The sequence below is a fragment of the Paraburkholderia sp. MM5496-R1 genome (assembly GCF_050436205.1).
In the GTDB taxonomy this organism is placed as follows: Bacteria; Pseudomonadota; Gammaproteobacteria; order Burkholderiales; family Burkholderiaceae; genus Paraburkholderia; species Paraburkholderia tuberum.
In genome coordinates, this window is the sequence record NZ_JBNDLT010000002.1 from 3,176,527 (window position 1) to 3,194,116 (window position 17,590).

Consider the following 17,590-nt stretch of genomic DNA (forward strand, 5'->3'; position numbering starts at 1 on the left):
ATGTCTCTCCCGGCGCCTTATTGCGGTTCGCTGCCGCAGGCAAGCGGAGTCTTCAAGGAGCGGGCCGGAGCCGGCACGGGGTTTGGCGGAGCCTGCTGCGTGGAAAGCCAGGCCGCGACGGCGTTCACGTCTTCGTCGCTGAGGCGCGTGGCGATGGTGTGCATGCAGTCCGGCGCGATCGCGTGACGCGTGCCCGAGCGCCATGAACCGAGCTGCGCGCTGATGTAGTCGGCGTGCAGACCGACGAGACCCGGAATTGCCGGTTCCATACCGGTCAGTGCCTTGCCGTGGCAGGCCGCGCAAGCGGGCACCTGCTTCGATGCATCACCGTGCAGCACGATCTGCTCACCGCGCGCGAGCGTGGCGGCCGAGACCGTCGGCTTGGCCGGCGTCGGATACGGCGGGCGTTGTTGCGAGAAGAAGGTGGCGATCTGATGCAGGTAGTCGTCGGAGAGATACGTGACGAGGTAGTTCATCGGCGGGTACCTGCGGCGCCCCTCACGGAAGTTCTGCAACTGATTGAACAGATATTCCGCCGGCTTGCCGGCGAGGCGCGGGAAGTAGTCGTTGTCGGTACCTTGCCCATGCGAGCCGTGGCAGGCCGTGCAGGCTTGCACGCGCGCTTCCATCGTGTCGGGGGCCTTCGGTTGAGTCTGCGCTTTCGCTGCGCTATAGACGCCCGCGGCGCCGATCAACAGAAGGGCGAGCAACGGGCGGAAGAGGCGTCTTGAAGACACGCGTAACTCCATCGGAATCGGGGACCTGACCGAACTTCGGGCGGCTCGGTGTGAAGGACAGCCGTCGCTGCGGCGACGCAGCATTCTATCATCGAAGGGTAATCGTGACTATTTGCCGCATTAGAGACGGTTCCAGGTGTGACCGCCATGCGACAGTATGTCGCGTTATGCCGGTTTCGGACTTTGGTTGCGTCACGGATCGTGGTCGACGTCTTTGCCTCAAAAATAATCACGGCGTCGCCGCCGCAAGCGTGATGCCGCGTGACGCATTCGATCAAGCCAGGTTGAACCGATCCCCGCGCGCGCCATCGAAGCGTACACTTCCGGGCTCGCCGGCCGTCGTGCAGACGATGCGCCTCGCCGGCCCGCCTATGTTCCGTTCGTTCTCATCCGCTATCGGCCTTACATGAAGCTATTCGATTTCTCCTCGTCGACGCTGCGAGCGTTGATGTCCGGCGCGGTGGCGCTGGCCATGTCGTCCACCGCGTTCGCGCATGCGCATCTGATCTCGAGCGTGCCGGCCGCGAACGCCGACGCCGTCGCGCCTACCGACCTGACGATCCATTTCACCGAGCCGCTCGAGCCCGCATTCAGCAAGATCACACTCGCCGATGCAAGCGGCAAGCCCGCGACGCCGGGCGCGTCGACGGTCGATAGCGCGGACGCCCGCGTGATGCACCTCGCGCTGCCTCAGTTGACGAGCGGCCGCTATGCGGTGCACTGGATCGCGGTGGCCACCGACGGCCATCGTACCCATGGCGACTTCGCGTTCAACGTCAAATGAACTTCGACGGACTGTGGATCGGGCAGGTCGCAATGGCCACGCTCATGAACGTCTCGTTCGGCTTCGCCGTCGGCTCGGCGCTACTCGGCGCATGGCTCGCGAGGGACGGGCTCCAGCGCACTTCACCGGCGCGTCCCGGCTGGATGCGCGCGCAACGCTCGATGCTCGCGGCCACCATCGTGCTGGTGCTCGCGGATCTCGGCTGGCTCCTGTATCAGGCGGCGTCGATGAGCGGTGTCGGATTGTCCGCGGCGTTCGGCGTGGTGCCGACGGTGCTGACGCAAACGCATGTCGGCTATGGCTGGAGCGTCGCGTTCGGCGGCGCGCTGGTGCTGCTCGGCACCGCGCTGAGCCATGGCACGGGCATGCTGCGCAATACGCTGCTGTGGCTCGCGGTGCTCGCGATCGCGGCGGGTAAGGCGTCGCTCGGTCATGCGGCCGATGCCGGCGTGGTGTCGGCCGCGATCGGCATGCAGACGCTGCACGTGCTCGCAACGAGCGTATGGGGCGGACTCGCGATGGCCTCCGGCCTGGCGGTGCTGCCGGCGCTCGGGGCATCCACCGCGCGGGGCATGCTGATCCGCACGGCGACCCAGGTGTCGAACGTGTCGATCGTCGCGGTCGCGTTGGTGTTGCTGTCGGGCGTCTTCAATGCGGTGCGCGACTCGGGCAGTTCGTTCGAAGCGATTCAGGCGAGCACGTGGGGTCATGTGCTGACGTTGAAGCTCGTGCTGGTCGCGCTCGCGCTGGTGCTCGGCGCGCTGAACCGCACATCGGCGCTGCCACGCCTGCGTCGCACCGCATCGACGATGGATGCGCACACCTTCGTCAACGTGATGTATTTGGAAGCGCTCGTGATGATCGGCGTGTTCGTCGTCGCGGCCGCGTTGTCACACACCGTGCCGGCGTTCGCTGCGCTCGGTTGAACGCGCGGCGCGGCATAGGCGATTGACCAATCGGCGATGGATGCGCGCCGCGTAAAAAAGCGCCGCACTGCGAAGCCCGCTTACTCGAAGCCGAGGCGATGACCGAGAATCGGCGCGCAGAACAACGCGATCGCGCAGCCCGCGGCCTTGCCTTCGAGTTCGGCGCCGGCCGCGTGCGAGCCGACCATCTGCGTGAGCAGATCGAAGACCTGCGGCAGGCAGTACAGCACCGCCGCGGCGATAAAGCATTTCCCGACTACCGAGATGTTCCATCCGCGCTCGTACGCGAGCATCGCGCCGATGATGCGCAGCACGCCGAACGCAACCAGCGCGCCGACCGCCGCCTGTTCGCGGATCAGATAGTCAGGAAGGAATTCGCCCATGGTGCTCCTCGCTGCATGCGTTGTTGGCATGCATTTCAGCAAGGAGCAGGACATACGTATGTCCGATACCGAACAAACGTCGCGAAAGCGGGGCGGGATAAGGCTCGGCGCGGAGTGATGCAGGTCGGGGGGCACCGCTCGAACGCCGGTTCGAGCCGGCTGGTCCGGGAAGTTACGTTACTGCGACGGCCCGCGCGTCACGTGGCCCGCCGGCGGCGTTCCGCCTGCTTCGCTCAGGTGTTCAGATCACCATTCGGCGACGCTGCCGTCCGCGTGACGCCACACCGGATTGCGCCAGCGGTGACCGACCTTCGCCATCTCGCGCACTTTCTCTTCGTTGACCTCGATGCCGAGTCCGGGGCCCTGCGGAATCGACACGAAGCCGTCTTCGTACTTGAAGACTTGCGGATTCTTGATGTAGTCGAGCAGGTCATTGCCCTGGTTGTAGTGGATGCCGAGGCTCTGTTCCTGGATGAACGCGTTGTAGCTGACCGCGTCGATCTGCAGACAGGTTGCGAGCGCGATCGGGCCGAGCGGGCAATGCAGCGCGAGCGCGACGTCGTAGGCTTCCGCCATCGCGGCGATCTTGCGGCACTCGGTGATGCCGCCCGCGTGCGACGCGTCCGGCTGGATGATGTCGACGTAGCCGCCCGACAGGATGTGCTTGAAGTCCCAGCGCGAATAGAGACGCTCGCCGAGCGCGATCGGCGTGTTGGTCTGATTGACGATGTCGCGCAGCGCCTCGGCGTTTTCCGACAGCACCGGCTCTTCGATGAACAGCAGCTTGTACGGGTCGAGTTCCTTGGCGAGCACCTTCGCCATCGGCTTGTGCACGCGGCCGTGGAAGTCCACGCCGATTCCGATGTTCGGCCCGACCGCCTCGCGCACCGCCGCGACGTTGTTGATCACGCCTTGCACCTTGTCGAAGGTGTCGATGATCTGCAGCTCTTCCGAGCCGTTCATCTTGACGGCCTTGAAGCCGCGCTCGACCACCGCGCGTGCGTTGTTCGCGACATCGCTCGGACGGTCGCCGCCGATCCACGAGTACACCTTGATTTTGTCGCGCACCTGGCCGCCGAGCAGCGCATGCACCGGTACGCCGTGATGCTTGCCCTTGATGTCCCACAGCGCCTGATCGACGCCGGCGATCGCGCTCATCGTGATCGGGCCGCCGCGATAGAAGCCCGCGCGGTACATCACCTGCCAGTGATCCTCGATCAACAGCGGGTCCTTGCCGATCAGATAATCGGACAGCTCCTCGACGGCCGCGGCGACCGTATGCGCGCGGCCTTCCACCACCGGCTCGCCCCAACCGACGATGCCCTCGTCGGTCTCGATCTTGAGGAAGCACCAGCGCGGCGGGACGATAAAGGTTTCGAGCTTGGTGATTTTCATGGTGTGTGTCTCCGGTGTCGATCGAAGTTGGCGCTTACTCCGAACCCATGCAAAGCAGGTCTGCGGGCATGCAAAATTTCGGGGAATTCCATGCTACAACAAAACTGCATTAAAATACTATTAATAGTACTATTTGCCACATAGTGGTGAGATCTGCCGACTTACCGCCGCGTTGCGCGACGGGATCATCGACCGCGAGGAGAAAACCATTACGCACGATCTGCACGGGCGAGTCGCCCAACTGCTGGCGACCGCGATTCTGCGCGGCGACTATGCGCCGGAGTCGATCCTGCCTCGTGAAGCCGAGTTAATGGAGATGTTCGGCGTGAGCCGCACGGTGCTGCGCGAGGCGCTGCGCACGTTGACGTCGAAAGGGCTGATCGAATCGCGGCCGCGCGTGGGTACGCGCGTGCGGGTCAAGTCCGCGTGGAATCTGCTCGATGCCGATCTGCTCGACTGGTATTCACGCGTCGCCGAGCCGATGGCGTTCGCGCTCAAGCTGCAGGAAATGCGCGAGATGATCGAGCCTTATGCCGCCGGCCTCGCGGCCGCCGCGCACACCGACGATACGTTGGGTGCGCTTGCGGCCGCGCATACCGCGATGGTGGCGGCGCGCAACGTCGACGAATGGGTGCGCGCGGATCTGCAGTTCCACCTGCGCGTGCTCACCGCGTGCAGCAACGAACTGCTGATCCCGCTTGGCGCGCTGATCGAGCGCACGCTCGAGGCACAATTGCGGCTCAATGCGAAACGCGCCGATGTGTTCAACGCGTCGCTCGCCGAGCACACGGCGGTGTTCGAGGCGATCCGCGCCCGCGATGCCGCCGCGGCGTATGCGGCGATGGCGTCATTGCTCGGCGTGACGCGCGGGCGAATCGAAGGCTGAGGCGGACGTCGGCGCATTCGGTCTCAATCCATCGCCGCATGCGCGATCGACGCATCCGGTGCCTTGTGCGACGGCCGGATCAGCAGCAACAGCGGGATGACCAGCAGCGTCGCCACGAACATCAGCTTGAAGTCGTTCAGATACGCGACCATCGCCGCCTGCTGCGTGATCGACGCGTTCAGCGCCGCGATGTCATAGTTCGAGCCGCTGTTGAGCATCGACTGGAACGCCGGATTGAACGCGGTGACGTTCGCAGCGAGGTCCGCGTGCGAGATCTGCGTGTTGCGCGTCATCAGCGTCTGCACGATCGAAATGCCGATACTGCTGCCGATGTTGCGCATCAGGCTATAAGTCGCGGTGCCGTCCGCGCGCAGCTCCGGCGACAGCGTCGAGAACGTCAGCGTGGACAGCGGCACGAACACGAGGCCGAGTCCGAAGCCCTGGATCACGCCGGGCCACACGATGTCCGATGCCGATAGCACGATCGTGTACTGCATCATCTGCCACAGCGCGAACGCCGATATCAGGAAACCGCAGAGCAGCAACAGCCGCGCATCGACGCGCTTGAGCAGCCGGCCGGCGATCAGCATCGCGACCATCGTGCCGGCGCCGCTCGGTGCGGTGACGAGGCCCGTGGTCGCGACCGGATAGCCCATCAGGTTTTGCAGCATCGGCGGCAGCAGCGCGCGGGTCGCGTACATCACCGCGCCGATCACGAAGATGAACAACGTGCCGGTCGCGAAGTTCGGGTCCTTCAATAACTTGTACTTGAAAAACGAGCGCTCGCCGATCGTCGCCGTGTGCACGAGAAAAAACGCGAAGCTGATTGCCGCGACGAGCGCCTCGATCACGATCTCGGTCGACGAAAACCAGTCGAGCTGCTCGCCGCGATCGAGCATCGCCTGCAATGCGCCGATCGCGAGGCCGAGCGTGATGAAGCCGAACGCGTCGAACTTCACGTCGTGTTTCGGCTCGCGAGTCGGCAGGAAGCTCGCGACGCCGAACAGCGCGATCGCGCCGATCGGCACGTTGATGAAGAACACCCAGCGCCAGTTGTAGCTATCGGTGAGCCAGCCGCCGAGCGTCGGACCGAGGATCGGCCCGACCATCACGCCCATGCCCCACACGGCCATCGCCTGGCCCTGCTTTTCGCGCGGGTTGATGTCGAGCAGGATCGACTGCGACAGCGGCACCAGCGACGCGCCGAAGATCCCTTGCAACAGACGCGACACGACGATCTGCGACAGCGTCTCGGAGAGTCCGCACAACGCGGACGACACGGTGAAGCCGCCGATCGCGATCAGCAGCAGCCGCTTGACGCTGAGGCGATCCGCCAGCCAGCCGGTGAGCGGCGTGGCGATCGCGGCGGCGACGATATAGGAGGTCAGCACCCACGTGATCTCGTCCTGCGACGCGGACAGCGTGCCTTGCATATGCGGCAGCGCCACGTTGGCGATCGTGCTGTCGAGCGTCTGGATCAGCGTCGCAAGCATGATCGAGATCGTGATCATCGGCCGGTTGAGCAGCTCAGTGGCGCTCGCCGACGTGGAGGCGGAAGACATGGACGGTGGGGAGGCTCGATATAGTAAGCATGCTTAGTATATCGACGATACGGGTTGGCGCTATCGGGAGTTGTGCTGAGAATAGAACGCACACGCAGTCGCGCTGTACGCCGAAGTGCTTCCGTATAATCCGCGCATGAAAACCCAATTCGAAGAGCGCTTCGGCTTTCTGATCTACGACGTCGGCCGGCTGGCGGGCAAGCGGTTCGACGATCTCGCGAGGTCGTCGGTCGATCTGACGCGCGCGCAGTGTCGTGTGCTGGCCTATCTCGGCCACTACGGCGACATCAATCAGGCCCGGCTGGCGGATCTGCTCGAGGTCGCGCCGATCTCGGCGGGCCGGCTGCTCGACCGGATGGAGGAGGGCGGCTGGATCGAGCGGACCGCGAATCCGCAGGATCGCCGCGAGCGCCAGGTGCGCATGACGCCGAAGGCTGAGCGCACGCTCGGCAAGGCGCGCAAGGTCGGCGACGAGGTCGCGCTCGAAGCGCTCAATGGTTTCAGCGATGAAGAAGCGGCGCGGTTGATCGCGCTGCTGCAGCGGGTGCGCGGCAATCTGAGCCGGCTCGTGGATCGCTGAAGCGTCGCGGTGTTGGCGCGACGCCGAAGTCTTTCGCCCGAGCCGGGGTTACGTTGAGCTCGCGCTTCAAATCACGTTATCTGGATTCCGACGCCGGCGTGGCGCCGCTCGGCGGTACCAGCTCGTAACAGCCCGGCGCCACCGACGTTTTTGCTTTTGCATCCGGATGCTGCGTATCGATGCATTTGAACGCGCTCTGATCGCGCTGCACGAAGATCGTGTCGGCGGGACCGTTGTTGACCACGGCGACGATCTTGTAGCCGTCCTGCAGCAGCGTCGCGAGCATGGTGGAACTGGCGCGCCATTGACTGTCGGCGGTGCTCGGCGTTTGAGCTTGTGCGGTGAGGGCGGCGGTCGTGCCGGCGAGCGTGAGCGCAGCGGTGGTTGCGGCGAGCGCGACGGTGCGGAGCGTCATTAAGGAACCTCTCGAAGTTGCGACGGAATTGCGGAAGGAAGCCGGAGGTGCCAACCAAACCCGCGGCGCTTCACTGCCCATACCCTGCGACGCCGCTGCTCATCGTTCGTTCCATCAGAAACTCGCGCAATGCTCGCTGGCAAGCCATCCTCGCCATCCGCCAAACTCCGAGATATCGGTTCCCGACTGCACGCCATACGGCTCGCAGAGGAAACCGGTAACCCACGAACCGTCGACGAGTTCGACCTTCCCCAGAACCAGCGGAGACGGAACGGTCGAAATAAACGAGCCGAACTCCGCGCTCGGCATTTCCCACACTTCGACAGCAATTTTTGCGCCGCCATCGGTGACGCGCCACAGGCCTGGACGCCTCGTGCCGTCCGCCGACGCAGGCAGCGCCGACAACCGGTATTGCGCGGCAGTCTGAGTGGCCTGCAAGAGCCGCCCGCGTCGGGCAAGCAGATCGCGGTTGAGGGGCAAACCTTGCATGTGTGCGCCGCAGACCGCGATCCGCATGCGATCGTGGCTCGCCGCGCATCGTTCGCCGCGCGGCTCCGGCTCGACGGTTAGACCTCCGACGCAGTGCACGCCGCTCTTTCGTTGCAGCAGGTCGGCCACACCCAACAGATACTGGTCGGTGAACGCGCGGCCAAAGACGGTCACGCCCCAGGGCAGACCATTCTTCATGAAACCGGTCGGCGTAGCGACGGCGGCATAGTCCAGCAGATTCATGAAATTCGTGTAATAGCCGAGCAGGGAGTTCGGACCAATGGGGTCGCGCTCCAACTCGTCGAGCGTCACGGCACGCGGATACGTCGGCGTCAGAACGAAATCGAGTGAATCGATCGACGCATCGCAGAGGGCCTTCAATTCCTGCAAGCGGTACTGCGCGCGAAACAGTTCGACCGCGCTCGCGCCGGGTGCCTTCGCCAACACATCGCGAATGACGGGCAAAACCGCAGCGGGTTTCTCCGTCATCAACTCGCCCGCCACGCTGTAACGCTCGGCCACCCACGGCCCCTGATAGAGCAGATTGGCGGTTTCGACAAACGGCGTGAAGTCGATTTCGACAGCTTCACCACCTGCTTCTTCGAGCAACGCGCGCACCTTCGCGAACAGCCCGGGGCTCTCGGAACAGCCGGCGAAATCCAGTTGCGCCGGCACGCCGAACCTGAACGCCGTGGGCTCGCCAAACGCGCGTGCCGTATTCCATTGCGGATTCGCGCGGCTGTATGCATCGCGAGGATCGGGGCGCGCGCTCAACGCAAGCAACTCGCTCGCTTCTTCCGCCGTCGCCGTGAAGAACGTGACGCAATCGAGCGTGCGGCACGCGGGCACCACACCCGCGGTGGACAGCAGGCCTTTAGTCGGCTTGAGACCGACGAGATTGTTCAGCGCGGCAGGCACGCGACCGGAACCGGCCGTGTCGGTCCCGAGCGCGAAACTGGCGACGCCGAGCGCGACCGCGAGTGACGACCCCGCGCTCGAGCCGCCCGACGGATAGTCGGGATGCACGCTATTGCGACACTTGCCATACGGCGACCGGGTGCCGTTCAGACCGGTCGCAAACTGGTCGAGATTGGCTTTGCCGAGCGGCACAGCGCCGAGCGCGATCAATTGCGCAACGACGCTCGCCGATCGCGACGGCGTGTACGCGAACGCGGGGCACGCGGCGGTCGTCTGAATGCCGGCGAGATCGATGTTGTCCTTGATCACGAAGGGAACGCCATAGAGCGGCAGGCTTTCGACGTCCTGGGTGTCGAGCCAGTCGAGGTAGGGCGCGACTTCATCTTCGGTCAGAAGATGGATGAACAGATTGAACGACGGATTGAGCACCGCAGCTTTTTCGAGCAGTTCAGCGACGAGCCCGCGCGGAGTGAGCGTTCCTGCACGGTATGCGGAACGAAGCGTTGGGAGGCGAAGATCGAATGACGAGAATGAAGACATGGTTTGCGTCCAGATAATTAGTGACGTTCGACGACGGCGACGCGTTGCCCCGCGCGCACGGGCGAACCCGGCGCCACGTAGATCTCGCCGACCGTTCCGGCGCACGGCGCACACACCGGGATTTCCATCTTCATCGACTCGATGATGAGCAGCACGTCGCCCGCGTCGACGGCGTCGCCGGTTTTCACCTTGACTTGCCAGAGGCTGCCGGCGATCTCGCTGTCCACGGCGACTTCACCGTCGTGAAGCGGAGCTAACTGAGTGTCTTCGGTGACCGGCGTCTCGAACGTGATTTCCGAGGTGCCCGCTTCACGCCACCGCTCGCGCTCGGCCTGGAAGGCCGCCTGCTGCCTTGAACGGAACTGCTCGATGCTGGCGGATTCGCTAGCGAGAAACGCCTGATAGTCCGGCAACGAAAGCTCGGACTCTTCAATCCGCAACGGAAAACGCCCAAGCGGAAAGTCCGCGCGGATGCGCAACAGTTCGTCGGCCGATACTTCGTAGAAACGAATCTGGTCGAAGAAGCGCAGCAAATAATGCTGTCCGGCGAAATCCACGACTTCGCGGTAGCGATTCCACATCTGCAACGTGCGGCCGACGAATTGATAGCCGCCAGGCCCTTCCATGCCATACACGCACAGATACGCGCCGCCGATGCCGACCGAGTTCTCCGCGGTCCACGTACGGGCCGGGTTGTATTTCGTCGTGACCAGCCGGTGACGAGGGTCGAGCGGTGTCGCGACGGGTGCGCCGAGGTACACGTCGCCGAGGCCCATCACCAGATAGCTCGCATCGAAGACGATTTGCCTGACCGCGTCGATGGAGTCGAGGTCGTTGATGCGGCGAATGAATTCGAGGTTGCTCGGGCACCACGGCGCGTTCTTGCGCACGGTGGTCATATATTTTTCGATCGCGAGCTGGCACGCGGGGTCGTCCCATGACAGCGGCAGATGAACGACGCGCGACGGCACGCGCAGATCCTTGTGCAACAAGACCTCGTCCCACGCCCGCGCGACGATGTCGAGCAACCTGGCGAGCGGCAGATCCTCGGGCCGGTAGTGGATCTGCAGCGAACGGATGCCCGGCGTGAGATCGATGACGCCAGTCAGATGCTGCGCTTCGAGGGACTGCATCAGCGCATGTCCGCGAAACCGTGCCACGAGGTCGAGCTCCGCTGGACCGATTTCGAGCAGCAGATGTGTGTCGCCGGATACACGCGCGACGAGTCTGTCGCGGTCCGCCCCGGTATCGAGCACGATCGGCGACGTCAGCGATGCTCTTCTTTCGCTCGGCGCACCCGGTGCAATCTCGAGGCTCTCCAGTTCCCGACGACGCTCACGCGCAGCCTCACGCGCTTCGTCGACTTCGACGGGCGCGAAGCGGATCTTGTCGCCTGCTTTCAGCTGGCCGATCTGCCAGAGGTCCGCCTCGATGATCGTCACCGGACAGACGAAGCCGCCGAGACTCGGGCCGTCGGGTCCGAGAATCACGGGCATGTCGCCGGTGAAGTCGACGGCGCCGACCGCGTACGGATTATCGTGAATGTTCGACGGATGCAGTCCAGCCTCGCCGCCGTCCTCGCGCGCCCACTCGGGTTTCGGTCCGATCAGGCGCACGCCGGTACGGCTGGAGTTGAAGTGAACCTCCCACTCGGTGTCGAGCAGCTGCGCGATATAGCGGGCGCTGAAGTATTCGGGTGCGCCGTGCGGGCCATAGATCACGCGAACGGTGCGCACGCCGTCGAGCGTCGGCGCGTCGACGAGCGCCGCGCCGGCTTGCGCATCGCCGAGCGGATAAAGATGCAGCACGTCGCCCGCGCGGATCGCGCGGCCGCCATGTCCGCCGAACTGGCCGAGCGTAAAGGTGCTGCGGCTGCCGAGATACAGTGCGACGTCGAAGCCGCCGCGCACGCACAGATAAGCGCGCGCGCCCGCGCCGCGTATCGTGCCGAGCGCGAGCGTCGAACCCGCCGGCACATGGAGGCTCGTGTTCAGCGGCTGAGCGACATCGTCGAGCAGCACCGGAATCTGCGCGCCGGTGATGGCGACCACGGCATCCGTGTTGAAGCGCAGCGTCGGCCCGCTCATCGTGACTTCGAGAGCGGCGGCGTCGGCCGCATTGCCGAGCAGGCGATTGCCGAGCCGCATCGCCCGGTCATCCATCGGCCCCGACGGCGGGATGCCGACTGCCCAGTAGCCCAGGCGGCCGGGATAGTCCTGCACCGTCGTCTGCGTGCCGCCGCTGACGACGTCGACCGTGCTGGCCCGATACCTGAGCCCTTCGAGACATCGAGTCCACGGTTCGCCCGACGCAAACGGCCGGTCGCGCAGAATCTGGCGCAGATAGTCGCGATTGGTCTCGACGCCGTAGAGTCGGGTGTTGCGCAGCGCATCGTCGAGCGCATCGCGCGCTTCATCGCGAGTCGGCGACCACGCGATCACTTTCGCGAGCATCGGGTCGAAGTACGGCGGCACTTCGCAACCGGCCTCGATCCATGTATCGATGCGCAATGCGCGCCCGTCAGCGTGCGGGAACGCGACCTCGGTCAAGAGGCCCGGACTCGGTTTGAAATCACGCCCCGGATCTTCCGCGTAGAGTCGCGCCTGGATCGCGTGCCCTCGCGGCGTTAGACTCGCCGCCAGCTCCTTCAGCGGCGCGAGCGTGCCGGCCGCCAGTTCGATCATCCAACGCACGAGGTCGACGCCCCACACCTGTTCGGTGACGCCGTGCTCGACCTGCAGACGCGTATTGACTTCGAGGAAGTAGAACTGTTCGGCCGCGCTGTCGTACACGAATTCGACGGTGCCGGCGGAGCGATAGTCGACGGCTTTCGCGAGCTTGACCGCTGCCTCGCAGAGCGCGGCCTGAATGCCGTCCGGCAGGCAGGGGGCGGGCGTTTCCTCGAGCACCTTCTGATTGCGCCGCTGCACCGAGCAGTCACGCACGCCAAGCGCGAGCGCGTCGCCTTTGCCATCGCCGAATACCTGCACTTCCAGATGCCGCGCCCGTTCGATGTACTTCTCCAGAAACACGCCGGCATCGCTGAAATTGTTTTCGCCGAGGCGCTTCACGGCATCGAAATGGGCGCCGAGTTCGTCGGCGTTCCAGCACACCCGCATGCCGATGCCGCCGCCGCCCGCGGTGCTCTTCAGCATCACCGGATAGCCGATGGCCTGTGCCGCCGCGAGCGCCGCCGGCAAGTCCGCGAGCAGCCCGGTGCCTTCGAGCATCGGCACCCCTTCGTTGGCCGCGATTTCGCGGGCCGTGTGCTTGAGGCCGAACGCGCGAAGCTGCGCGGGTGTCGGTCCGATGAACGCGATGCCGGCCGCTTCGCAGGCTTCGCCGAACGCCGCGTTCTCCGATAAGAAGCCGTAGCCGGGATGGATCGCCTGCACGCCTTCGCGACGCGCAATCGCGAGGATCTTGGCCACGTCGAGATAAGTCAGCGCGGCCGGACCCTCGCCGAGCGCATGCGCGACAGGCGCTTCGCTGACGTGGCGGCTCGCTCGGTCGGCTTGCGCATAGATGGCGACGCCGGTGACGTCGAGTTCGCGCAACGTCCTGAGAATACGGCACGCGATAGCGCCGCGATTGGCGATCAGAATCTTCTCGAACATGGAAGGTGTGTTGATTCGAAGGCGGGCCGTCCCGCCGTGGGAATGGCCGGCCGTGGTCGTCCACGGCCGAAGTCGCGTCAGCGATGCGTCTGGGTCAGTTCTTCGCGCGTACGGCTGAAGTACCGGCCCGAGCGAACCAGCATGAGGAGAAAAAGCCAGTGGCGGATGCGCTTCAATTCCATATCAGCAGCTCCGCGGGCGTCGGGTTGTAGGCGTTGCACGGATTGTTCAGCTGCGGGCAGTTGGAGATCAGTACGATCACGTCCATCTCCGCGCGCAATTCGACGTATTTGCCCGGCGCGGAAATGCCGTCTTCGAAGCTGAGCCCGCCCGTGGCCGTGACCGGCACGTTCATGAAGAAGTTGACGTTCGCGCCGATGTCCTGCTTCGACAGGCGGCCGTCATGTGCGCAGGCACGCAGGAAGTTGTCGCGGCAGCTGTGCATGTAGCGCTTCTCCAGTGCGTAGCGCACCGTGTTGCTTTCCTGCGCGCAGGCGCCGCCGAGCGTATCGTGGCGGCCGCACGTGTCGGCGACGATCGTCAGCATCGGCTTGCCGAGGTTCGAGTACAGCACCGAGCCCGTCGTCAGGTAGAGGCTCTTTTGCCGGCGCAACGTGCGTTGCGGGTCGAAGCGCTCGCGCGGATCGGCGAGGCTGTAGAACAGCGTGTCGACCGCCTGGTTGCCTTCGAGATCGACGATGCGCAGCGTTTGCCCGGCCTTCACCTCGTGAAGCCACGGGTCGCCGGCGGCGAGTGTCTCGCGATAGACCGTGGTTTCCGGACGTTTGTCGCTGACGATAAGCGTGCTGGTCATAAGCGTGGCCTTCGCTCAAAGAAAGAAGCGTTCTGTGTTGATGAAACCGCGTGCGTTCTCTTCGCATGCGGTGCGGCAAACTTCGCCGACCTCGGGCCGCGCGTCGCTCAACTCGAGCTTGACGGGCCTCGGCGCGTACTCGGGGTTCGGGTCGAGCGGGTGCTGGATCGCGGTGAGCACGACGAGCGTGTTCATCGGTGCGTAGAGCTCGATGTAGTTGCCGGCTTTTGAGTTTCCTGGCACGAAACTGAGAACGCCGTCGTCACTGACATCGACACGGCTGAACAGATTGAGCGTCATCAGCAGGTCAGTGATGCCGAGTCCCCACTTGCCCATTTCGACGAGCAGGTTGTCCGTGCCGTTGCGATAGAACGCGTTGCGCAGCTCCTGGTAGCGGCCCGCGCCGTATCGTTCGCGAACCTCGTCGGCATTCGACACACCGCCGATGCTGTCGTGCCAGCCACAGGTATCCGCAACGATCGCGGCAAGCACGCGGCCCATGTCGGAGTACAGGCAGTGCCCGACCGTGAGCCTGGCCGTGTGCTGGCACTTCAACGAATCCGGCAGATTGAGCCGTTCGCTCTTTTCCGTCGCGTTGACCATCATCACGCTGACGTTCGCACCGCCGCGCAGGTCGGTAATGCGCAGTGATCGACCACGCTTGACGATCAGCGACGTATGGCCGCCGCCTGGGACGGTTTCTTCAAGCAATAAGGTCGTATCTGAGTTCATACCTGAGTTCCCTTCAGTCGGAGACCAGTTCGATATGCGATGCGCCTCGCACGGCAGCCTCGGCGATATGCACGGCGGACATGGAATCGCGGCTACGGTCGAGCGCAATGTTGTAGGTGATGCGCGCGCCATAGGCGCCCGGCGCCTGCGGGTCGACGCGCACCTTGTCGAAAACCAGCACGCGGCTTCCCAACGTGAAGCCTTCTTTCAGGTCATGCGTGACCATGAAGATCGTGAGCTTCGCTTCGCGCCACAGGTCGGAGAGCAGCTCATGCATGTCCTTGCGGATGCCGGGGTCGAGCGCGCCGAACGGTTCGTCGAGCAGCAGCACGCGAGGCTTCATCATCAGCGCCTGCGCGATCGCGAGGCGTTGCTGCATGCCGCCCGACAGCTGCTGCGGAAACTTGTTCAAGGCAGCGCCCAGACCGACGCGCTCGAGCATGGCCGCTGCCTCGTCTCGCGCCACGCGCCGACGGGCACCGAATAGCCGGCCGGTGAACTTCGCCTGTGGAAGCTCCAGCCCCAGCATCACGTTGCGCAACACACTCAGATGGTCGAACACCGAGTAGCGTTGAAACACGACGCCGCGATGCCGGTCCGGTTCGCCGGGCAGCGGCTTGCCGTCCAGCAGGATCTCGCCGCGCGTCGCGCGCTCCTGACCCAGCAGCAGGCGCAGAAACGTCGACTTGCCGCAGCCGGACGCGCCGACCATCGAACAGAACTCGCCTTCCTTGACGGTCAGATTCAAACGCTCGAGCACGACCTGGTCGCCGTACTCTTTCCAGACGTTGCGGACCTCGATCATCGCGCGCCTCCGTACCACGGGAAGCACCATTGCGTGATCCGGCGCAGCAGCTCGTCGGTGAGCCATGCGAGCAGCGTGATCCACGCGACGTACGGCAGGATCAGATCCATCGACAGATAGCGGCGCACGAGAAAGATGCGGTAGCCGAGGCCATCGGTCGACGCGATCGCTTCGGCTGCGATCAGAAAGAGCCACGCCGCGCCGAGAGAAAGACGCGTCGCCGCCAGCAGACGCGGCAGCAGTTGCGGCAGCACCAGACGCAGAATCAGCGTCCAGCTGGTGGCGCCGAGCGTCTGCGCCTTGACCCACAGCTCGACCGGAATCTCGCGGGCGCGAGCATGCAGATCGCGAATGATCACCGGCGTGATGCCGACGACGATCAGCACGACCTTCGACAACTCGTCGAGCCCGAACACGATGAACAGGACCGGCAGCACCGCCAGCGGCGGCACCATTGAGATCACGGTGATGAAAGGCGACAGCGTCGCGCTGACGAGCGGAAACGAACCGGTCGCGATCGCGGCCACCAGTGCGATCACGGCACTGACGACAAGGCCGATGCCGAGCCGCCGCAAGCTCGACAGCGTGTCGGTCCACAACAGGTACTCGCCGGTGCGCTTGTCCTCGGTGAAGGCGGCCGACTTCACCGCGTCGCTCATTTGCGCCGCGCTCGGCAGCAGCTTGTCATCGGGATTGAGCGAGAGTCGCATCGAGGACCCGGTGAAGTAGACCGCGAACAGCACGACGAACGGCAGCAGAAGCAGCATCAAGCCGCCGATCCGGCTCGGATGTCGATTGATGAGTCGCATGGTGAGCGCCTGGTTGGAAAGCTGGGATGCGAGCCCGCCATGGCGAGCCCCCGGCGAGTGCCTGGACGGTCCGTGTCAGAGCTTGCCCGCGGCCGCCATCGCGACGTAGGTCGGATCGAAACGCAGCTTGACGTTGTTCTTGTTGCCGACGACGACGCCCTTGTCGAACGCCATGCCGACCGCGTCCGCGCTCTTCGCGTCCTGTCCGAGCAGGCCGTGATCGAAAGAGAACTTCGCGACGCGCGTCATGATCTTCGGCATGTCGGCGCTGGTGACGAAGTCGAGCGCGGCTTGCGGCGAATAGAAGAGGGCGGTCGTCGCCAGTTGGCCCTTGAAGTTGGCGAGATCGGTGCCCGAGGCCTTCGCCATCGCGCTCAGCGCGGACGTGCTGGCCGCGGAGTCGGTGTGCATCAGCGCGACCATTTCGAACCATGCACCGGTCAGCGCTTTGCCGAGGGCGGGGTTCTGCTGCAACGTCTTCGTGTTGACGACCATCATGTCCATGATTTCGCCGGGGATCTTGCTGGAGTCGAAGACTTCGCTGACGTTCGGCTGCGACTTCAGATCGGCGAGCATCGGATTCCAGGTGACCGCGTTGTGAACCGTGGGGGTCGCGAATGCGCCCGAGATGTCGGCATCCGAGGTGTTCACGACCTTGAGGTCGCGCTCGCTCATGTGAGCGCTTTCGAGCGCGCGTGCGAGCAGGTAGTGGGAGACGGAAAACTGCACGAGGTTGACCTGCTGCCCCTTCAGGTCGGCGATCTGCTTGCCCTTGCCCTTCATCAGCACGCCGTCGTTGCCGTTCGAATAGTCGCTGACGATCAGTGCCGTCGAATCCACGCCGCCGGAGGCGGGAATCGTGAGCGCGTCCATGTTGGTCATCGCGCAGCCGTCGAACTTGCCGGCCGTGTACTGATTGATGGACTCGACGTAGTCGTTCAGCTGCACGACGTCGACATTGATGCCGTATTTCCTGGCCCATTTGGACACGATGCCCTGGGTTTTCGCCTCACCCCATGGCATCCAGCCGGCGTAGATGGTCCAGCAGACCTTGAAGTCGTTGCGGCCCGCGGCGAACGTGGGGCTCGAGGCGAAGGTGGCGAGGGAGACGGCGGCAATACCAAGACAGCGAACGAGCTTGAACATGGGTTGACCTCGGAGGGGACGGTTAGCGACGGCAGGGAGCAGCGCAAACATC

16 protein-coding genes are annotated in these 17,590 nt (G+C 64.5%); 4 read left to right on the forward strand and 12 right to left on the reverse strand.

The genetic code is table 11. The features are described 5' to 3' along the window. Positions 1-17 precede the first annotated feature (17 nt). On the reverse strand, positions 18-749 hold the full coding sequence (locus OKW38_RS21745) for a c-type cytochrome (protein ID WP_429335296.1): 732 nt from the start codon (positions 747-749) through the stop codon (positions 18-20). Positions 750-1,143: 394 nt separating this feature from the next. Between OKW38_RS21745 and copC the strand changes: the two genes are divergently transcribed. Beyond that, a complete protein-coding gene (gene copC / locus OKW38_RS21750; RefSeq protein WP_090801770.1) occupies positions 1,144-1,521 on the forward strand; it encodes a copper homeostasis periplasmic binding protein CopC in 378 nt (125 codons plus the stop codon). Beyond that, positions 1,518-2,447 (forward strand): CopD family protein, encoded by a 930-nt coding sequence (locus OKW38_RS21755; RefSeq protein ID WP_090801769.1) that lies wholly within the window; start codon positions 1,518-1,520, stop codon positions 2,445-2,447. The genes copC and OKW38_RS21755 overlap by 4 nt, the downstream gene beginning before the upstream one ends. Before the next feature lie 80 nt (positions 2,448-2,527). On the opposite strand, the gene OKW38_RS21760 is transcribed toward OKW38_RS21755, so the two are convergent. Both OKW38_RS21760 and dgoD read right to left on the reverse strand, forming a co-directional pair. Further along, positions 2,528-2,830 carry a hypothetical protein gene (locus OKW38_RS21760; RefSeq protein ID WP_184006488.1) on the reverse strand — a complete coding sequence of 101 codons (303 nt, stop codon included), beginning with the start codon at positions 2,828-2,830 and terminating at the stop codon, positions 2,528-2,530. A gap of 246 nt (positions 2,831-3,076) precedes the next feature. Continuing rightward, positions 3,077-4,225, reverse strand: a complete 1,149-nt coding sequence (gene dgoD / locus OKW38_RS21765) for a galactonate dehydratase (protein WP_090801766.1) — start codon at positions 4,223-4,225, stop codon at positions 3,077-3,079. 172 nt (positions 4,226-4,397) lie between these two features. Here dgoD and OKW38_RS21770 point away from each other — a divergent pair, with 172 nt between their 5' ends. Next, positions 4,398-5,111 (forward strand): FadR/GntR family transcriptional regulator, encoded by a 714-nt coding sequence (locus tag OKW38_RS21770; protein WP_429362994.1) that lies wholly within the window; start codon positions 4,398-4,400, stop codon positions 5,109-5,111. 23 nt (positions 5,112-5,134) lie between these two features. On the opposite strand, the gene OKW38_RS21775 is transcribed toward OKW38_RS21770, so the two are convergent. Next, positions 5,135-6,622: a DHA2 family efflux MFS transporter permease subunit gene (locus OKW38_RS21775; RefSeq protein ID WP_429363792.1), complete on the reverse strand. Its 1,488-nt coding sequence runs from the start codon at positions 6,620-6,622 to the stop codon at positions 5,135-5,137. Positions 6,623-6,809: 187 nt separating this feature from the next. Between OKW38_RS21775 and OKW38_RS21780 the strand changes: the two genes are divergently transcribed. Continuing rightward, complete coding sequence (locus OKW38_RS21780; RefSeq protein ID WP_090801762.1) at positions 6,810-7,253, forward strand: MarR family winged helix-turn-helix transcriptional regulator; 444 nt, start codon at positions 6,810-6,812, stop codon at positions 7,251-7,253. A gap of 76 nt (positions 7,254-7,329) precedes the next feature. Here the strand turns inward: OKW38_RS21780 and OKW38_RS21785 are convergent, their stop codons facing one another. The 8 genes from OKW38_RS21785 to OKW38_RS21820 all read right to left on the reverse strand — a co-directional run bounded on the left by OKW38_RS21785 (position 7,330) and on the right by OKW38_RS21820 (position 17,538). Next, the gene (locus OKW38_RS21785; protein ID WP_429362995.1) at positions 7,330-7,668 is read right to left on the reverse strand and encodes a hypothetical protein; all 339 of its coding nucleotides are present in this window, start codon (positions 7,666-7,668) and stop codon (positions 7,330-7,332) included. A gap of 114 nt (positions 7,669-7,782) precedes the next feature. Continuing rightward, positions 7,783-9,615, reverse strand: a complete 1,833-nt coding sequence (gene atzF / locus OKW38_RS21790; protein WP_429362997.1) for an allophanate hydrolase — start codon at positions 9,613-9,615, stop codon at positions 7,783-7,785. A 17-nt stretch (positions 9,616-9,632) separates the two neighbouring features. Next, entirely contained in the window at positions 9,633-13,232 is a 3,600-nt protein-coding gene (gene uca, locus OKW38_RS21795) for an urea carboxylase (protein WP_429362999.1), read from the reverse strand. Between the two features lie 172 nt (positions 13,233-13,404). Beyond that, positions 13,405-14,046 carry an urea amidolyase associated protein UAAP2 gene (locus tag OKW38_RS21800; protein ID WP_429363001.1) on the reverse strand — a complete coding sequence of 214 codons (642 nt, stop codon included), beginning with the start codon at positions 14,044-14,046 and terminating at the stop codon, positions 13,405-13,407. A gap of 15 nt (positions 14,047-14,061) precedes the next feature. Further along, a complete protein-coding gene (locus OKW38_RS21805) occupies positions 14,062-14,778 on the reverse strand; it encodes an urea amidolyase associated protein UAAP1 (protein WP_429363003.1) in 717 nt (238 codons plus the stop codon). 13 nt (positions 14,779-14,791) lie between these two features. After that, entirely contained in the window at positions 14,792-15,583 is a 792-nt protein-coding gene (locus tag OKW38_RS21810) for an ABC transporter ATP-binding protein (protein ID WP_187616419.1), read from the reverse strand. After that, positions 15,580-16,392 carry an ABC transporter permease gene (locus OKW38_RS21815; protein ID WP_187609933.1) on the reverse strand — a complete coding sequence of 271 codons (813 nt, stop codon included), beginning with the start codon at positions 16,390-16,392 and terminating at the stop codon, positions 15,580-15,582. The genes OKW38_RS21810 and OKW38_RS21815 overlap by 4 nt, the downstream gene beginning before the upstream one ends. 75 nt (positions 16,393-16,467) lie before the next feature. Then, positions 16,468-17,538: a putative urea ABC transporter substrate-binding protein gene (locus tag OKW38_RS21820; protein ID WP_090801749.1), complete on the reverse strand. Its 1,071-nt coding sequence runs from the start codon at positions 17,536-17,538 to the stop codon at positions 16,468-16,470. Positions 17,539-17,590: the final 52 nt, after the last annotated feature.